This is a genomic window from Pseudomonas sp. PB120, from assembly GCF_009761815.1.
Taxonomy (GTDB): Bacteria; Pseudomonadota; Gammaproteobacteria; order Pseudomonadales; family Pseudomonadaceae; genus Aquipseudomonas.
The window spans coordinates 102,847-119,756 of record NZ_RWIN01000051.1 but is presented as its reverse complement, the minus strand read 5'-3'; the positions used below and the strand labels follow the sequence as shown (position 1 = coordinate 119,756).

At 56.8% G+C, this 16,910-nt stretch carries 18 protein-coding genes; 12 read left to right on the top strand and 6 right to left on the bottom strand.

The features are described from left to right. Window positions 1-22 precede the first annotated feature (22 nt). A complete protein-coding gene (locus EJA72_RS11105; RefSeq protein ID WP_178129273.1) occupies window positions 23-1,231 on the bottom strand; it encodes an acetyl-CoA C-acetyltransferase in 1,209 nt (402 codons plus the stop codon). A 259-nt stretch (window positions 1,232-1,490) separates the two neighbouring features. Here EJA72_RS11105 and EJA72_RS11100 point away from each other — a divergent pair, with 259 nt between their 5' ends. Beyond that, a complete protein-coding gene (locus tag EJA72_RS11100) occupies window positions 1,491-2,216 on the top strand; it encodes a 2-phosphosulfolactate phosphatase (RefSeq protein WP_157711501.1) in 726 nt (241 codons plus the stop codon). A gap of 18 nt (window positions 2,217-2,234) precedes the next feature. Further along, window positions 2,235-3,014, top strand: a complete 780-nt coding sequence (locus tag EJA72_RS11095; RefSeq protein WP_157711500.1) for a DUF2889 domain-containing protein — start codon at window positions 2,235-2,237, stop codon at window positions 3,012-3,014. A 39-nt stretch (window positions 3,015-3,053) separates the two neighbouring features. Here EJA72_RS11095 and EJA72_RS11090 read toward each other — a convergent pair whose 3' ends face one another. Continuing rightward, the gene (locus EJA72_RS11090) at window positions 3,054-3,866 is read right to left on the bottom strand and encodes a FadR/GntR family transcriptional regulator (RefSeq protein ID WP_157711499.1); all 813 of its coding nucleotides are present in this window, start codon (window positions 3,864-3,866) and stop codon (window positions 3,054-3,056) included. Between the two features lie 246 nt (window positions 3,867-4,112). Here EJA72_RS11090 and EJA72_RS11085 point away from each other — a divergent pair, with 246 nt between their 5' ends. The 4 genes from EJA72_RS11085 to EJA72_RS11070 all read left to right on the top strand — a co-directional run bounded on the left by EJA72_RS11085 (window position 4,113) and on the right by EJA72_RS11070 (window position 8,384). Continuing rightward, window positions 4,113-5,225, top strand: a complete 1,113-nt coding sequence (locus EJA72_RS11085) for an acyl-CoA dehydrogenase family protein (RefSeq protein ID WP_157711498.1) — start codon at window positions 4,113-4,115, stop codon at window positions 5,223-5,225. 10 nt (window positions 5,226-5,235) lie between these two features. Beyond that, window positions 5,236-6,432: an acyl-CoA dehydrogenase family protein gene (locus EJA72_RS11080; protein ID WP_157711497.1), complete on the top strand. Its 1,197-nt coding sequence runs from the start codon at window positions 5,236-5,238 to the stop codon at window positions 6,430-6,432. A 19-nt stretch (window positions 6,433-6,451) separates the two neighbouring features. Further along, on the top strand, window positions 6,452-7,204 hold the full coding sequence (locus tag EJA72_RS11075) for an enoyl-CoA hydratase-related protein (RefSeq protein ID WP_157711496.1): 753 nt from the start codon (window positions 6,452-6,454) through the stop codon (window positions 7,202-7,204). 220 nt (window positions 7,205-7,424) lie between these two features. Then, window positions 7,425-8,384 (top strand): cache domain-containing protein, encoded by a 960-nt coding sequence (locus EJA72_RS11070; RefSeq protein WP_372240699.1) that lies wholly within the window; start codon window positions 7,425-7,427, stop codon window positions 8,382-8,384. Between the two features lie 14 nt (window positions 8,385-8,398). Here EJA72_RS11070 and EJA72_RS11065 read toward each other — a convergent pair whose 3' ends face one another. Further along, window positions 8,399-9,205 carry a FadR/GntR family transcriptional regulator gene (locus EJA72_RS11065; protein ID WP_157711495.1) on the bottom strand — a complete coding sequence of 269 codons (807 nt, stop codon included), beginning with the start codon at window positions 9,203-9,205 and terminating at the stop codon, window positions 8,399-8,401. A 198-nt stretch (window positions 9,206-9,403) separates the two neighbouring features. Next, on the bottom strand, window positions 9,404-10,411 hold the full coding sequence (locus EJA72_RS11060) for an NADPH:quinone oxidoreductase family protein (RefSeq protein WP_256679674.1): 1,008 nt from the start codon (window positions 10,409-10,411) through the stop codon (window positions 9,404-9,406). Window positions 10,412-10,540: 129 nt separating this feature from the next. Between EJA72_RS11060 and EJA72_RS11055 the strand changes: the two genes are divergently transcribed. From EJA72_RS11055 to EJA72_RS11030, 6 genes are all read left to right on the top strand, one after another. Next, entirely contained in the window at window positions 10,541-11,179 is a 639-nt protein-coding gene (locus tag EJA72_RS11055) for a TetR/AcrR family transcriptional regulator (protein WP_157711494.1), read from the top strand. Window positions 11,180-11,218: 39 nt separating this feature from the next. Then, the gene (locus tag EJA72_RS11050) at window positions 11,219-12,064 is read left to right on the top strand and encodes an alpha/beta fold hydrolase (protein WP_157711493.1); all 846 of its coding nucleotides are present in this window, start codon (window positions 11,219-11,221) and stop codon (window positions 12,062-12,064) included. Window positions 12,065-12,180: 116 nt separating this feature from the next. Then, entirely contained in the window at window positions 12,181-13,374 is a 1,194-nt protein-coding gene (locus EJA72_RS11045; protein ID WP_157711492.1) for a thiolase, read from the top strand. Next, window positions 13,371-13,802 carry a Zn-ribbon domain-containing OB-fold protein gene (locus EJA72_RS11040; RefSeq protein WP_157711491.1) on the top strand — a complete coding sequence of 144 codons (432 nt, stop codon included), beginning with the start codon at window positions 13,371-13,373 and terminating at the stop codon, window positions 13,800-13,802. Before EJA72_RS11045 ends, EJA72_RS11040 begins: the two co-directional genes overlap by 4 nt. 60 nt (window positions 13,803-13,862) lie before the next feature. Continuing rightward, window positions 13,863-14,654 (top strand): enoyl-CoA hydratase-related protein, encoded by a 792-nt coding sequence (locus EJA72_RS11035; RefSeq protein ID WP_157711490.1) that lies wholly within the window; start codon window positions 13,863-13,865, stop codon window positions 14,652-14,654. Window positions 14,655-14,692: 38 nt separating this feature from the next. After that, window positions 14,693-15,487, top strand: a complete 795-nt coding sequence (locus EJA72_RS11030; protein WP_157711489.1) for an enoyl-CoA hydratase/isomerase family protein — start codon at window positions 14,693-14,695, stop codon at window positions 15,485-15,487. 37 nt (window positions 15,488-15,524) lie between these two features. On the opposite strand, the gene EJA72_RS11025 is transcribed toward EJA72_RS11030, so the two are convergent. Together EJA72_RS11025 and EJA72_RS11020 are read right to left on the bottom strand one after the other, a co-directional pair. Then, window positions 15,525-15,890, bottom strand: coding sequence for a DUF6285 domain-containing protein (locus tag EJA72_RS11025; RefSeq protein WP_157711488.1), 366 nt, complete (start codon window positions 15,888-15,890; stop codon window positions 15,525-15,527). Further along, window positions 15,890-16,906 carry a phosphotransferase family protein gene (locus EJA72_RS11020; RefSeq protein ID WP_178129271.1) on the bottom strand — a complete coding sequence of 339 codons (1,017 nt, stop codon included), beginning with the start codon at window positions 16,904-16,906 and terminating at the stop codon, window positions 15,890-15,892. Before EJA72_RS11020 ends, EJA72_RS11025 begins: the two co-directional genes overlap by 1 nt. Window positions 16,907-16,910: the final 4 nt, after the last annotated feature.

Below are 16,910 nucleotides of genomic sequence, written 5' to 3'. Positions count from 1 at the left end.
CAGAATGGGGTGAGGATCGAATTCAGACGCGTTCGATGATGGTTGCCGCGCCCATGCCGATGCCGACGCACAGACTGACCAGTGCCGTACTGCCACCCGTGCGCTCAAGTTCATCGAGGACTGTGCCGAGCAGCATCGCGCCTGTCGCACCCAGAGGGTGACCTAGGGCGATGGCGCCGCCATTGACATTGATCCGCTCATGGCCGATGTCCAATACACGCATGTATTCCAACACTACGGATGCGAACGCTTCGTTGAGTTCAAACAGATCGATATCAGAGACATTCATGCCTGCTCGCTGCAAAGCGCGCAGCGATGCAGGAGCCGGGCCGGTGAGCATGATGGTCGGGTCTGTACCGATGGTCGCGAAACTACGGATACGCGCGCGGGGTTTTAGCCCCAGGCGTTTTCCCGCCTCGAGTGAACCAACAAGTACCCCGGCTGCACCGTCGACGATGCCCGAAGAGTTACCGGCGGTATGCACATGCTCAATCTCGAAAACATCCGGGTACTTTTGCAAGGCAATCGCGTCATAGCCACCCAAGGTCCCCATCTGCGCGAACGCTGGTTGCAGGCTGGCCAGGTCTTCTGGACGGGTTTGCGGACGCATGTGCTCATCACGCTCAAGCAAGGGAAAACCAAGAGCGTCGACGACAGGTACCACGGAGTTTTTGAAGCGACCTTCATCCCAGGCACGCCCCGCACGCTGCTGGCTGGCCAGTGCATAGGCATCAACATCGTCACGGCTAAAACCACTGCGCGTGGCGATCAGATCGGCGCCGATTCCCTGAGGTGCAAATGCGGTGGCATAGGCAATGGCAGGATCCCGAGCCCAGGCACTGCCTTGGGAGCCCATCGGCACGCGCGACATGGACTCCACACCGCCGCCGATCGCCAGGTCGAGCTGCCCTGCCATCACTTGAGCAGCCATCATGTTGACCGCGTCGAGCCCCGAAGAGCATGCCCGGTCCAGTTGCAGACCCGGCACGCTTTCAGCGTAACCGGCCATCAAAATCGCAGGACGCGTCAGGTTGGAACCCTGCTCGCCAAATGGCGTGACCACGCCCAATGCGACTTCACCAACTTCGGCGCTGTCGAGTTGATTGCGGTCACGCAAGGCACGCAGCACCTGTGCCGCCAGCTCAGTTGAGCTGACTGCGTGCAAACCGCCATTGGGGCGTCCGCGGCCACGAGGCGTGCGAACATGATCGAAAATATAGGCTTGAGCCACTGTCTGTCTCCCCTTCCTGACCATCCAACATCGAGCAAGCCAGCGCCTGTTATCTCGACAACATAGAGCATAATGATATGTATGTTTAAGACGATAAACAACAGGCTTGCTGGCAAAGCCTTCATTTTTGATCGTGACAGAACTGCCAACGCGGCCGCGAAACCGGACGATTCAGTCTTGCACGCAATGATACGTATGATTAAGCTGTTTCTAGACAAAAAGCTGATTTTTCGATTCCCGCATGCCGGAGCGTCATTTAATGCCAAAAATCAATGTGGTTCTGCGCAAGGAGGACCTCGATCCGGACTTCCTATACGACAAGGTTGCCGTAGTCATCGACGTATTGTTCGCCACTACGACTATTGTCGCCGCCCTGCACCATGGCGCCAGAGCCGTATATCCGGCAGCCAACCGGCAAATGGCCTGTGACACAGTAAACGGCCTGGAACCCGATAGTTACATACTGGCCGGGGAGAACCATCTGCAGAAAATTCCAGGCTTCGTCACCTACTCTCCGCTTGCCTTGTCGCAAGAGGCTTTGGCAGGTCGCAATGTTGTATTTTCCACGACAAACGGCACCGTCGCGCTGCGCAAGGCGGATACCGCCAAGCATGTATATGCCGCCGCCCTGTTGAATGCACCCGCCATAATCCGCCAACTCCAGAAACACCAGGATCGGTCGATTGTGCTGGTCTGCTCGGGATCGGCTGGTCGAGTGAATCTGGAAGACCTGTATTTGGCCGGATACCTGGTCGAGCAACTGGAAATCACCTGCCCCGGCACCTGGACCCTATCGGACACCTGTCACATCGCACGCTCGGTGTACGGCCAATACTACGACTCGCCGCACGACTGCCTGATGCAAAGCCAATTAGGTGTTCGACTGTGCAAGGAAGACATGTTCGATGAAGTCGAGTATTCAGCCCGGCTTGGCCTGCTTGATATCGTGCCCCACCTCCAGGGCAACCACCTCACCTGCTTGTGACCCATCGAGTAACTGACAATGAGCGATACTTTCCCGCGCAGGGGTGGTTGTCTGCGCCGCCTGATAGTTCTGCGCCAGGTGACCCCAGGGCAGGTAGTTGGCTGGCTGGAGGATGACTTCCATCACTTCGGCGTGACCATAGAGCACGATGGCGTGTGCATAACGGCAGTCCGCATGGCGGCGCCGCGCCCCCCTTGGGTGACCTGTTCCGGAGCTCAAGCCCCTTTGCAGGCACTCGTCGGCAGTCCTCTGATCAACCGCGCTTCGGATATCGGCGCGCTGATCGACATGCGGCAACAGTGCACACATGTTCACGATTTAACGGGATTGACTCTGGCGCATATCAAGCGCGGAGATTGCGAACGTCGCTATGAGATAACCGTTGAGGATCGCGAGGTCTATGCCTGGAACGGGATTCACCCGACCATGGGTCCGACCCGCGCACGCGTATTACGCGATGGCGAAGAGGTGATGTGTTGGCAGGTGGATAACGGAAGTATTACCGGCCCCGCACCCTTCACTGGCCAGACGCTGGAGCGTGGTTTTCGCCAGTGGACAGAGTCACTCGACGAAGAGGCTGCCGAACAAGCCACTCTGTTGCGACGCGCTATCCTTGTGGCTGGCGGACGAACGATCGATCACGACCTTTTCCACAACGCCGCTGAATTTGGCCAACCTGCACTTTGCTACAGCTTTCAGCCCGAACGCAGCCACCAAGCCCTGCGCAGCCGTGGAACAACCCGGGACTACGCGGCCAACGCCGCGGAAATGCTAATTAATGTGCGAGAGATTCCTTAGGGAAGACATCTTGAGCCACCATCCGGTGGCTCTTGAGACTCAACCGACCTGGAACAGATCGGTAATGCGCATATGTTCAAACCCAGTCACCCAGACTTTGTTCGCGCGCACCATATGCTTGCGCCAGTGAGCTTCAGCACCATCGATGTCGCGCGCCTCAATGAAACCAATGAGCTTCTCTTGAGACTTCAATCCAGCGACTGCCGCCATGATAGAAGTCTCTACGGGAATGCTGCGTCGCTGCAACGCCACGGCCGCTGTTTGATGCCGGGTAATCACTTCGTGCATGGCCCCCCACAGATGGATCAGCGGCTTATTGCCGGATAGCTCCACGAGCACCTTGTGAAAATGCGCCACCTCAGTGGCAAAGCCTGCCGGATCCTCGATAAAAGCACGCTCGCGCTCTATCGCCTCGCGCAATACTGCCGGTGCGCGCTCTGCAGAGTTCTCGACCACGAAACGAACCGCCGAGGGCTCGAACGCCATCCGCGCCTGATAAACCTCAGCCACGGTGGTGCCTTCGAACTGCAATACCATCAACGCGTAATTGGCGATCAACACCGGATCCGGCGCATGTATGACGGCACCACCCTTAGCCCCTCGGGCAACAGTGATCAGATGCTCCGCCTCGAGGATACGAAAAGCTTCGCGAATGGTCGGACGTGACACGCCATATTCTTCCATCAGCTTGCCTTCGGCTTGAAGCAGATCCCCCTCCTTCAGTTCGCCGCGCACAATCTGCTTCTTGATTCGACCAGCAACGATCTGCGGTGCCTTGGGAATATGGAGTACTTGCCGACGCTCGCCCGCAACCCTCCCGTTCGAAAACGAAAATTCTTTCAAATCGCTCATCACCTTCAATCCTTAGTCTGTGGAATCGTCGTTTTCATAACAGCTTAATCAGCCATATGATAAACATGATCTAAATATAACACATGAAAATCATAACGCTTCTTCGCGAGTACGCAACGCGTAATAATGGGGCGTTTCAAGATCTTTTCTGTGTTCCGCACAGGTCCACGCGCGTCACTGGACAATCTGATTTTATTATGTATATGATTAATACGTTTAGAAAACAATAACGCTGCAGGGGCTTCCATGAATTTTGATTTCTCAGATGAGCAGCGGATGCTTCGGGACCAGTCCCGTCGCCTCCTGAGCGAAGTCAGCGACTTCCATACGGTGCGACAGTTGCTTCAAGCGCATCAGCCGTTCAATTCGGATCTCTGGAGACAGGTTGCCGAACTAGGCTGGCCGGCAGTCGCCATTGATGAGGATCAGGGCGGGCTGGGCCTGGGCATGCTGGAACTGTGTGTCCTGGCTGAGGAGCTCGGTCGGACACTGGCGCCGATTCCGTTCCAGAGCACAGTTTTCCTGGCTGCAGAACTGCTGAAGCTCAGTGCCGCCCCTGAAGCAAAAGATCTGCTGCAGGCGATCGCCGGTGAAGAGGCCATTGTCGCAACGGGCCTGGTTGCGCCCGGGCAATCCTGGGAAGGCCAACCTTTACAGTTCGACGGCAAGACTCTGAGCGGCCGCAGCCGACCTCTGGCATATGCCGCCCAGTCTCAATATGCATTGCTGCCAGCTCAGCAAGACGGACAACCGGTCGTTGTCCTGGTCAAGCTAGGTGACTCGGGTCTGAAGGTAGTGCCGCTAAACAGTCCTGACGAAATCATTCCGTTTTCCGCCTTGCAAGCTGATGGGGTGCAGGCCATTGGGCTGCTGGCGGGAGCACAGGCCACAGCCGCGATGCAACAGGTGGTTGACCAGTCCGCCATTTTGACCGCTTTTGAACAGATCGGCGGAGCCGAAGCGGCCTGCGGACTGGCGCGCGACTATGCCCTTGAACGCCATACGTTCGGTCGCCCTATTGGCAGCTATCAGGCCATCAAACACAAGCTGGCCGATATGGCAGTGAAAATCGAGCTGGCCCGCTCCAATGCCTATTACGGCGCCTGGGCCCTGCATGCCGGCAGTCCGGACGAACGCGCATTGGCCGCCGCCACCTGCCGATTGAGCGCAACCGAAGCCTTCGAATACGCAGCACGTGAATGCCTGCATGTGCATGGCGGCATCGGTTACACCTGGGAAGCCGATTGCCACTTCTTCTATAAGCGCTCGCGCTTGCTGGCCATGACACTGGGCGAGCCTGGGGCATGGGTCGACCGACTGCTGTCGGATACATCCTTGAACCTGCTTAAAGCCCACTGAGGAGACGAACATGGATTTCAACGATTCCCCGGCTGAAGCCGAATTCCGTCAACAGGTTCGCGACTGGCTGCAAGACAACGTGTCCAGCGTGCTGGGTGCCGACGGGCATCAGGATGTCGAAGCATTCACCGCAAACGCAAGACAGTGGCAACGTAAAAAGGCAGAAGCCGGATATGCCGCCATCCGTTGGCCACGCGCCGAGGGCGGACTGGACGGCACGCCAATGCAGGAAGTGATCTTTCAGGAAGAAGAGTCACGCTACGCGGTCCCCGTCGGCCCGCTGGTCACAATTGGCACGCAATTGGCCATCCCGACGCTGCGCACCCATGGAACAGCCGAACAGATCGAGCGTTTTACCCGTCCAACGCTCAATGGCGACCTGATCTGGTGTCAGCTTTTCTCAGAGCCGTCGGCAGGCTCCGACCTTGCCAACCTGCGAACCCGCGCAATCAAGGATGGCGATGACTGGGTGATCAACGGGCAAAAAGTCTGGACCTCCTGGGCCCATGTCGCGGACTGGGGGATACTCATTGCTCGCACCGATTCTGAAGCCACCAAGCACAAGGGTTTGACTTTCTTCCTGGTCGATATGCGCCAACCTGGCATCGACGTACGACCAATCGAGCAAATTTCGGGAGAGTCGGAATTCAACGAAGTGTTCTTCACAGATCTGCGTATTCCCGACAGCTATCGCGTTGGAGCTGTCGGTGACGGCTGGAAGTGCGCAATGACGACCCTGATGAATGAACGGGTCAACGTGGGTGGTGAAAGCCAGGCACTTCCGTCAGTGGTCGAACTGCTGGAGCAAATCTCCAAGAGCGGTAGTCCGGTCACTCAGGATCGTTTCAAGATTGCCAGCCTGCTGACCCGGGAACTCGGATTGCGCTATTTCCGCTTCCGTCTGCTGACTTCCCTGTCCAAAGGTGAAACCCCGGGCCCAATTTCCGCGATGAGCAAGTTGGTTTACGCCAATGTTCTGCAGGAGCTATCGGCCCTGGCGTTGGACAATCTGGGCCTGGAGGGCATGACCAACGAGTTGGCCGAGGCTCCAACGACACGTTTCAGTCACGGATATGAATGGTCGGCAGCGCTGCGAATTGCTGGTGGCACCGACGAAATCCTGCGAAACCAGATCGCCGAGCGAGTCCTGGGCATGCCAGGAGAAATTCGGGTAGACAAAAACATACCGTTTTCCCAATGTCGCTGACGCTAAGGAAGTTTTTAGCATGACTGAACATATCCGGGCCGAATGTCATCGGCATTGCTTGACGATCACGCTAAATCGTCCAGACAAACACAATGCCCTGACCAATGCCATGTATGACAGCCTGAGCGGCATGCTCATGTCTGCTGGAGCCGATGATAACGTGAGAGTTGTCATCATTCATGGCGGCCCGGAATGCTTTACCGCAGGCAATGACCTTGCGGACTTTCTGCAAACGCCTCCAGACAGCCTCGATGCCCCTGCCTTCCGCTTCATGGCCGCAGTAGTGGCATTGGACAAACCTCTAATAGCCGCCGTTTGTGGCGCAGCCATTGGCATTGGCACTACTTTGCTGTCGCACTGCGACTTCGTAATGGCGACTCGAAACAGTCGCTTTGCCACGCCCTTCATAAAACTCGGCCTCTGCCAGGAGTTTGCCGCAAGCCTGTTATTGCCCAAACGATTGGGGCATGGATATGCCTCCCGTTTGCTGCTTGGTGGGGAAAGTATCGATGGGGAACAAGCGCACGCCCTGGGCTTGTGCACGCATCTTTTTACTCAAGGACAGGAATGCCTGGACTTTGCCCAAGACTACGCAGAACGATTGGCTACAGCCTCGCCTGAGGCACTGCAAGCCGCCAAGCATTTGATGAAGGCACCCCAGCAGGAAAGCGTGCTCAACATCATTCGCCAGGAGAATCTGAACTTCATTGCACGTTTGCAAACTCGAGAGTGCCGCCAGGCTTTAGAGGACTTCGTCTACAAACGTCGGTGATGGACTGATTAACGGAAGTCCAGGCCACTTTGAAATATACATGCATACGATTACAATGATCGCCATCTTAAACCCTCACATAACAACAATCGGGGATGAAGATGAAAACGATCATGTGTGCGCTGCTGTTTTTTGGCCTTTCCTTGCTGGGCGGATGTCAGGAACTCCACCATGAACAAGCCGAGCCAATGGGCTTGACCTCGTTTTGCGATGGCGTAAAGTGCGCGCCCAAGTACGACCCTTCCTGGCCTGCGGCCCTTCGCTGAAGCGGTTTGCAGCCATACCGCTGGAGTTCTGTTTGAAAATTTCGGGATTTGTTCTGTCGCTTTTTCTTGGGTCGTGCTTGGTCAATCACGCCTCTGCCGAAGGTGCTGCGGTGGAGCCAAGCTATCAAAGTCAGGCCGACCAAGCCCAACAATTGCTGGCGAAAGCGATCGAACGATATCGTCAAATAGGCGACCAGGCACTGGCCGAATTCAGCCGCCAAGGTGCGTTTGTTCAGGGTGAGCAATATGTTTACGTAGTCGATACGCACGGCGTAATGCTAGCCAGTGGCGGCCCTTCGGCGCTATACATTGGCCGCAATATCACCGCGCTGATCGATCCATCATTGGGTGCGGCCTTTACCAATGCCTTGAACCAACCAGAAAGTCAGGCCATTCATAGTCAGGAATATCACTGGATGAATTGGCACGATGGCAAGGTCGAGCGCAAGCGCGCCTTTTTTCAGCGTGTCGACGACAAGGTCTTTGCCGTTGGTTATTACTTGCCTCGCTCAAGCCCGAGCGCCGCGCAAGCTTTGCTCGACGATGCATTGAAGGACATGAAGAATGAGCCGCACGATACGATTGCTCGTATCAACCAACTGGACCCAAAACTGACGCGCGACGACTTGTACGTCTTTGTCATCGATACCGACAACATGAAAATGGTCGCCCATGGGTACAACCGCCGCCTGATCGGTACCGATTTTCGCCAACTGATGTCCGTCGATGGACAACCGGTTGGCCAACAGATGCTGACCGCCATAGAGGGGCGAGATAAAGCCCTCACCCACTATCTTTGGCGCAACCCTGTTACGCAGAAGCCAGAACCGAAAGAAACCCTGCTGGAACGCAGCGGACACTACATAGTAGCGGTCGGTTATTATGCAAATGCTGACGAAAACGCCAAGCGTTAGCTTGGCGTTGAGCATCAGTCCTGAAGCAACTGAGAAAGTGACATTTCTTCGTAACCGCTGACCCAAGTCTTATAGGCAGCCTGCATATGTTTGCGCCAGTGGTTTTCAGCCTCGTCCTCATCGCCGGCCTCGATCAACTTGATCAATTTTTCTTGCGAACGTAATCCAACCGAGGCGTTGGCGATAATGTCATCTGTGGCTTGATTGCGTCGGTACACCGACACTACCAGCGCCTGATGACGCTCGACCACGTGGTGAATTGCCGACCACAAATGGATCAAAGGTCGATTGCCAGACAACTCCACCAGCACACGGTGAAAATTGGCAATCGACTGGGCAAAGGCAGAAGTATCATCGAGCGCTTCACGCTCCTTGGCCACAGCCAGGCGCAAGGCATCCGGTGCTGTCTTGCGCGCGTTCTTGATCACCAATCGCACAACTGATGGCTCAAACGCCATGCGTGCCTGATAGACCTCCGCCACTTTGGTCCCTTCGCACTGAAGAACCATCAACGCATAGTTGGAAATCAGGTCTGGATCAGGCGAGTGAATGACTGCACCACCGCGAGCACCACGCGAGACGGTTACCAAACGCTCAGACTCAAGAATTCGATAGGCTTCGCGAATAGTCGGCCGGGACACGCCGAACTCTTCCATCAGCTTGCTCTCTGCCGGCAGCAGATCCCCTTCCTTGAGCTCACCGCCAACAATCATCTTCTTCAAACGCGATGCAACGATCTGCGGTGCCTTTGGAATATGCAGCGGCTGCTTCTTGACAGCAGTTGAGCCGAAGATGGAAGGCGTTTCGCCAATATTGTTCATTGTTCAATCCTGATAGCTATGTAGCGTCCCATTCATTCTACTGATTGGATCATTTAAATACACCATAGGATTAACAATCAGAAAAAATCAGCTTTCGACGCGGTAAAGGTGAGAATTCGTCCACTAGCATAGATACTTTCTGCAACTTCTTTGGCGCAACCGTAAATAATCAGATTCGACGCCATGGCCTCCACCCATTTATGAGGAGCTGATCTCCAGCACTGTCTTGCCGATACGCTGCCGATCAAGGGATGCGGCGAGCGCCTCGGCAAATTGCGCCATCGTGAAACGCCGCCCGGTTTCGGGTTGTAATCGCTTGGCAGCAATCAATTGCGCCAGTTCAGCACGCGCCTCAGCTGCCTCAAGTGGCTGATACAGATCAAACTGACGCACATCCACACCAATCAGCGATCCCCCCTTGAGCAATGGCAGGTTGGTGGGCAACGCAGGGATCGTGCCGCCGGCAAATCCCAAGACCAAATGTCGGCCACCCCACGCCAAGCGGCGGAAAGCCGTTTCCAGCCCCGCACCACCGACCGGATCGAAAATGACATCCACTCCTCGCCCTTCAGTCAGTGCCTTGAGCTGTTCAGTCCAGCTGGAGTCGGTGTAGTCAAGCACTTGCCAAGCCCCCAGCTTCAATGCTGTTTCGCGCTTGGCCAAACTGGAAGCTGCCGCAATGACCCTGGCCCCCAGCAGACGAGCAATCTGAATCGCTGCCTGACCCAGACCACCCGCAGCGCCCAACACCAGCACCGTCTCGTCAGGTCGCACCCGGCCACGATCACGCAACGCGTGCAAGGCTGTTGTGTAGTCAACCCAGCAAACTGCTGCCTCGGCAAATCCCATCCCATTGGGTAGTCGCGTCAACGACGCTTGCGGTACCACTGCGTACTCGGCGAAACCGCCGCCCATGGCAATCGCAGACACCGGTTGTCCAATGTCCACATTTATGACTTGCGGGCCTAGAGCATCAATTACCCCACTGAACTCGCAACCTGGAATAAAGGGCAGTGGTGGTTTGAGTTGGTATTGCCCAGTGCTCAACAATCCATCGGCGAACCCTACCCCAGTACACTTGATCGCAATGCGGACTTCCCCTACTCCAGGTTCGGGGACGTCAACGCGTCGCAGCTGGTAACTTTCCAGCTTCAATTCCTGACCTACAACGGCGTACATCTGCATAGGCGAAGGGGGCAAGGCCATGGGCAATCCTTTTACTTATGAGTATCGAATTCACACCTGCCCGCATCATAGCGACGCCGCTTTTTGCCCTACAACTATTTATTCACGCATGTACAATTAAATCCAGAACACTGTCATCTGGAGAATCGCTTGAGCTCGCCCCCGACACCTGCCGCCGGCACTGAACGCGCAAATGGACGCATTACTCGCGAGCAGTTGATTACCGCTGCCGTGGAACTGATGGCCGAAGGGGGAGAAGCCGCTGTCAACCTCAAGGCCACCGCACAGCGCGCGGGTGTGACACGAGGCACGGCCTACTACCACTTCAAGAGCCGCGCTGCGCTGATCGAACAGATGCACGCCAACCTCGAGCAACAATTGCTCAAACTCACCGATGCTTCCCGCCCCTTCAGCAACCCTTATTCACTGGTGTCGCGATTGGCCGCAGAGGATGAATCAATCATTCGCTCTCGGGTTTACAGGATTCTTGAGCAAGGTCCACTGGCTGACCCAACCACGATGGCCTACTTGAGGCGCTTTCGCAGCGCAGCCTCGAAACAGCGCATGCGCCAGCCGGCCAAGGGCGATCCAATCGACCCGGATGCCCTCGCCTTCATCGCATCGGCCCTGGATTTCGCAGGTTTGATGGCCATTTCCCAAGGCAAGACGGTCAAACAACGCAAGGAATTGGCCGATCGATTTGGCGAAGCGGTATATCAATTGTTCTGCCATGGCGTCATCGATCCCGAACTCGATCCGGACTTGCCGAAACCCACCCGAAAAACCTGAGCTAAAAAATTCCATTCAAACAAGTACAAGGAATTAGCTATGCCACTGCAGCGCCAAACCTTCACCGGCTTTCAGAATCTGGCCCTGTGCGCCGATGTCGGTGGCCGCACCGATGCGCCACCGGTAATCCTGCTCCACGGGGGTGGCCAAACCCGGCATTCCTGGGGAAAAGCCGCCAGACGGCTGGCACTGGCCGGGTTCCATACGCTCGCAGTGGATCTACGCGGACATGGCGAAAGCGCCTGGGCAGTCGATGGTAACTATTCAACAGATGCTTTTATTGGTGACCTGAACGCAGTCATCGACACGCTCGAGCAACCGCCAGTGCTGATTGGCGCCTCCCTGGGAGGCGCTACTGCCCTGTTGGCAATGGGCGAATCGCAAACAGCACGTGCAAGAGCGCTGGTCCTGGTGGACGTAGTGCCACGCATGTCGCCTGAAGGCGTGCGGCATATTCGTGACTTCATGATGGGCAGCCCCGAAGGCTTTGCCAATCTGGAAGAAGCGGCTGCAGCTGTGTCGCGCTACATCCCCAACCGCCCCAAGCCCCCCACTAATGAGGGCTTGATGAAAAACCTGCGACTTAAGGAAGACGGCCGCTATTACTGGCATTGGGATCCAGCCTTCCAGGCCAGAAGCGCCCGTGAGCGTCTGGCCGATCTGCACCTGCGTATGGAAAACGCTGCCGCCAAAGTCCGAGCACCGACGTTGTTGATCAGAGGCCGGCAGAGCGACGTTGTCAGCGAAGAAGGCGCTCGCCTCCTGCTGGATCTGATGCCTCATGCCGAATATGTCGATATCGAAGGCGCCGGACACATGGTCGCTGGTGATCGCAATGACGTATTCAATGAAGCCATCGTCTCATTTATCCAGAGATTGAAGTGATTAACCCCTCGTCACGAGCCCTTGACCAATCATCAATATCACAATAATAATATATATGTTTATTCATCCATGACATTCATCCACCTAGTCGATGAATGTCGAGAGGGAGAGTGCGAATGACCTGGGAACATTGCGACAAGACCGCCATCGTCGGTGTCGGTGCCACGCCGTACTACGTCCGCGGGCAATCCTGGCCCCGGACCATCAACGAGATGATCGGCGAAGCCATTCTCGGCGCCTGTGCCGATGCCGGGTTGTCTGTTCGCGATATCGATGGTTTCGCTTACTACGGCGGTGCCAAGGCTGGGTACATCGATACCATGGACACGGCCAGCATCATGGAGATGCTAGGTATTCCGGAGGTCACTTTCACCGCCACACTGACTGGTGGTGGCGGAGGTTCGGCCGGTGCCATCGGTCTCGCGTCGGCCGCCATTATCGCCGGCGACGCCAAATATGTAGTCACCGTGATGTCCCTGCAGCAGCGGGCCCAGCGTCTTGGAACGGTGTTCGGTGCACTCAAGCCGGATCCGGAAAACTCCTTCCTTCAGCCTTCCGGCCTGGTAGGGCCGGGGCATTTGATGTCGGTGTTGGCACGCCGTCACATGCACTTGTACGGTACCCGTCGCGAGGCTTTTGCTGAAGTGGCTATCAACAGCCGCTTGAACGCCATGAATCGTCCCAAGGCCATCCGCCGTACGCCACTGACCCTGGAAGAATATTTCGCCTCCCCCATGCTTGCCGACCCACTTTGCCGCCTGGATTTCTGCCTGGAAACCGATGGCGCAGTGGCAGTTATCACGACCTCGACCGAACGTGCGCGTGACCTCAAACAAAAGCCGGTTCTGGTCAGCGCCGCCACGCATGGCGGCCGCGCCGAATGGGGCCGCGCCTTTGCCTGGATGGGTATGAGCGATGAATACTTCGCTTCATCCGGTCATAAGGATGTCGCCAATCGCCTTTACGCCAAGGCCGGTGTCAAGCCGAGCGATATCGACGTCGCCCTGCTCTACGACCACTTCACGCCGATGGTGGTGATGCAACTGGAGGACTACGGCTTCTGCGGCAAGGGTGAAGGCGGTGCCTTCGTCGAAAGCGGCGCGATCCGCATGTCCGGTTCTATCCCGGTCAACCCCCATGGCGGCCAGTTGTCCGAGGCTTACATCATCGGCATGACCCACATTCTCGAAGGCGTCGAGCAATTGCGTGGCACTGCTATCAATCAGGTTGCCGATGCCGAACTGGCACTGGTGACCGGCGGTCCGGCCTCGATTCCGGTATCCGGCCTTATTCTCAGGAGATCCGCATGAGCCAGCACCTGTCGCGTGCCCTTCCGGGCGAACATGTCCATATCACCACCGACCCCTGGACCGAACCTTTTTGGGTGGCTGCTCGCGAGGGTCGACTGGTGGCCGCGCAATGCGGCGATTGCGCGCACTTTCGCATGCCCCCCACGCCTTACTGCCCGCACTGTCAGAGCCAGAACACGCAGTGGCCGACGCTGGCTGGCACTGGCACGGTCTACAGCTACGCAGTGTGTAATCGCTCACCGTTTCCGGGCGTAGAAGACTTCATCTACATCCCTATCGTTGTCGAGCTTGATGACGCCCCGGGCATTCGCCTGGTGTCGAACCTGGTCGGTATCGATCCGGAGCAAGTAAAGATTGGCATGGCTGTTTCGGTCGAGTGGAACCCGATCAATGATGATTGGCGCCAGCCGATTTTTCGCGCCTGCTGATCGAGGCCCGGCGTCGCAGGATGCCGGGCATGTCCACCCCGCTGCCAGCGAGATTGCCCCATGAGTCATGCAATCGCTCCAAGCCCGGTGTTGCTTGAAATCATAGAGCAACACATTGCCGTTCTGACGCTCAACCGCCCCGAAGCTCGCAATGCCATCAGCAGCGAAATGACAGGGCTGATCGAGTCTTGTCTGATCCGCATAGAAGACGACCCGCAGATTCGTGTGTGCATACTTGCCGCTAAAGGTGAAAAGACGTTTTGTGCAGGCGCCGACCTCAAAGAAATCGCCTCAGGCAATGCACGTAACCTGGCAACCAAACGCGGTGGTTTTGCCGGCTTCGTCCAGGCTCCCCGGAGAAAACCGTGGATCGCCGCAATCAACGCTACAGCGGTCGGCGGCGGTCTTGAAATGGCATTGGCCTGTGACATGCTGGTATGCGCCGAACAGGCTGAACTGGTACTACCGGAGGTCAAGCGTGGCCTGGTAGCTGCCGGTGGCGGCATGTTCAGATTACCCCGCGTACTGCCACGGGCCGTTGCTTTGGAAATGATCGTCAGCGGTGAGCCGCTCAGTGCGCGTCGCGCCTATGAACTGGGCATGGCCAATTATCTGGTGGCGCAGGAGCAGGTGTTCGAAACGGCGCTCAATCTTGCCCGCAAAATTGCCAGCGCAGGCCCTCTGGCTGTGCGTGAAAGCCTGCAATTGGCGCACAGAAGCACGGACTGTAGTCTGGAAGCACTCTGGGGACTGAATAGAGAGGCCGCTCACCGGGTACTTACCAGTGAAGATGCGCGCATCGGTCCCAAAGCCTTTCTCGAACGACGCCCCGCACAATGGACCGGCCGTTGAGCCCGACAAAACCAACAATATTTTCAAGGAGCGCGACCATGGAATACACCACCCTGTTGTTTGATCTGTCCGACGATGGCGTCGGCACCATCACCCTCAATCGTCCCGAGGCCATGAACTCGTTTACCCTGACGATGCTGCACGAGTTCGACCACCTGTGGGCGCACATCCGTGACAATGATGATGTACGTGCGGTGGTTCTGCGCGGTTCAGCAGGCCGGGCGTTCTCCACCGGAGCCGACGTGAAATCCCATGCCACCGAGCCCGTGGGCCATGCCAACAACCTGTGGAATGCCCGTGACCCTGGCGAAAGCCTGGGTGCGCGCTCTAACAAGGTCTGGAAGCCAGTCGTAACTGCCGTTCACGGTTTGTGCTGCGCCGGGGCTTTCTACTGGCTCAACGAAAGTGACGTGATCATTTGCTCGCAAGATGCGCAGTTCTTTGATCCCCATGTGTCCTACGGGCTTGTTTGTGCCGTTGAACCTATCGGCATGTCCTACCGCCTGCCTTTGGGCGAAGTGCTGCGCATGTCCTTACTGGGAAATGACGAAAGGATTGGTGCCGAAACCGCACTGCGCATCGGGCTGGTGACTGAGATCACGTCGAATGAATCATTGTGGGATCGAGCCCATGAGCTGGCGGCAAAGATCGCGGCAAAGCCACCGGCGGCCGTGCAAGGCACCGTGCGGGCAATCTGGGAGTCTCTGGATGTGCCACGCACTACGGCGCTGACCCAGTCCTTGAAGTACACGATGATTGGAAACCCGGTAGCCCAGGCTCAAATGGACGTAGAAGCTGCACGCAAACAAGCGCGTTCGTTCGAAGTACGCTAAAACTGGACGGCAGGGCCGAAAGCCCTGCCCCCACACATTACTGTTTAAGGTACTCAGGACTGCTTTCAGCTACCGCCTGGCCAACACTGCGGCGCAAATGAGCGATGAGCTGTTCACGCGTTGATTCTCCCGGGTCACCAAACCCTTCACGAAGGCGCAAAGCCAACAAGCGATTACCGGCTAACAGATCTATCTGCCCCTGTTGCAATAGTGCCTGCAATGATTGCAGTTCCTCCCGTTGCGGCAACTCTCCACTGCGCAACTGACGCGCAGCAATGTTCATCGCATTGCAGATCATCAGCGCTTCATGTTTACGTTGCGGAGGCAAATCCCCCAGCAGGCGTTCGCGCAACAAACCCTGCGCAGCTTCCAGCAAATCGGCACCTTCAGGTCGCGTACGCATCAATCATTCTCCGTCATGTTGAGAATTTCCCATTCCAGCTTGGGGACAATGTGCCCCGTCAAAGCCAGCAACAACGATTGCTCTTCACCCGAAACATGTCGCTCGGCCTGCTGAATAGCGATAATCGCCCAGTGCACATGTGCCATCACCTCCCAATACCGAACCTGTTCGCGATCAATACGTCGTCCACTCTCCGTCTCGTAACCGCGATAAAAGTCCTCGCGCTCGCCAATACCACCGGCCTCCAGTGACGGCTGGCCGAATCGCCAACAGCGAGCGCAAAACCAGCCAATATCCTCAAGCGGGTCACTCCAGGCGGAAAACTCCCAATCGATGATCGCAGTCAACCCGGTCTCGTCGACCATGTAGTTTCCGGTGCGAAAATCACGATGGGTCAACACAACCTCTCCACGCGGTGGAGCATGCCGTTCGAGCCACCGTAGGCCCCACTCCAACGCGGGATAGGGTGTGTGGTAGCTATCGAGAAAACTACGCGCGTGCGCAATCAGATAGCGAGCAGGCGCTTCGTCGTAGAGCGGCAGGAAATCAAGATCCTGACGTGGCGGCCGGATCGAGTGGATACGGGCCATCTCCCGGCCCAAGCGCTCGGCGAGCTCGCGTCGGTCACCGCCATATCTGGAATCTGCGCGAGCAATGAGATGGGCACTGGCAGTGCCTTCAACTCGACGCATCACAAAAAATGGCCGCCCCAGCACGGAACGGTCTTCGCATAGCCATAAGGGCTGAGGGACTGTGACCCCGGCTTCGAAAGCTGCAATCAGCAAAGCGTATTCCTGGGCACGGCCGTGGCTGACCGACACCCCGGAAGGTGCATCCGTACGAATCACCAGGCTTTGCAAGCCGCGATAAGGTCCATCGTGGAATTCGGCGTCGATGCGCCAGTTTTCCTGAATAGCGCCGCCTGAAAGCAAATCAGCCAACTTCAACTCGACACGAGAAGCCTGACCCACGTCGCTCAGGTACTGCTCGATTGCACTGCGTGATTGAGCGTCCACCTGT

Bases quoted from the DNA above. Each gene is read 5' to 3' on its own strand.
- EJA72_RS11045 (WP_157711492.1), top strand. From the start codon at position 12,181: ATGACCTGGGAACATTGCGACAAGACCGCCATCGTCGGTGTCGGTGCC.
- EJA72_RS11030 (WP_157711489.1), top strand. From the start codon at position 14,693: ATGGAATACACCACCCTGTTGTTTGATCTGTCCGACGATGGCGTCGGC.
- EJA72_RS11095 (WP_157711500.1), top strand. From the start codon at position 2,235: ATGAGCGATACTTTCCCGCGCAGGGGTGGTTGTCTGCGCCGCCTGATA.
- EJA72_RS11080 (WP_157711497.1), top strand. From the start codon at position 5,236: ATGGATTTCAACGATTCCCCGGCTGAAGCCGAATTCCGTCAACAGGTT.
- EJA72_RS11065 (WP_157711495.1), bottom strand. From the start codon at position 9,205: ATGAACAATATTGGCGAAACGCCTTCCATCTTCGGCTCAACTGCTGTC.
- EJA72_RS11040 (WP_157711491.1), top strand. From the start codon at position 13,371: ATGAGCCAGCACCTGTCGCGTGCCCTTCCGGGCGAACATGTCCATATC.
- EJA72_RS11035 (WP_157711490.1), top strand. From the start codon at position 13,863: ATGAGTCATGCAATCGCTCCAAGCCCGGTGTTGCTTGAAATCATAGAG.
- EJA72_RS11085 (WP_157711498.1), top strand. From the start codon at position 4,113: ATGAATTTTGATTTCTCAGATGAGCAGCGGATGCTTCGGGACCAGTCC.
- EJA72_RS11100 (WP_157711501.1), top strand. From the start codon at position 1,491: ATGCCAAAAATCAATGTGGTTCTGCGCAAGGAGGACCTCGATCCGGAC.
- EJA72_RS11060 (WP_256679674.1), bottom strand. From the start codon at position 10,411: ATGGCCTTGCCCCCTTCGCCTATGCAGATGTACGCCGTTGTAGGTCAG.
- EJA72_RS11090 (WP_157711499.1), bottom strand. From the start codon at position 3,866: ATGAGCGATTTGAAAGAATTTTCGTTTTCGAACGGGAGGGTTGCGGGC.
- EJA72_RS11025 (WP_157711488.1), bottom strand. From the start codon at position 15,890: ATGCGTACGCGACCTGAAGGTGCCGATTTGCTGGAAGCTGCGCAGGGT.
- EJA72_RS11075 (WP_157711496.1), top strand. From the start codon at position 6,452: ATGACTGAACATATCCGGGCCGAATGTCATCGGCATTGCTTGACGATC.
- EJA72_RS11050 (WP_157711493.1), top strand. From the start codon at position 11,219: ATGCCACTGCAGCGCCAAACCTTCACCGGCTTTCAGAATCTGGCCCTG.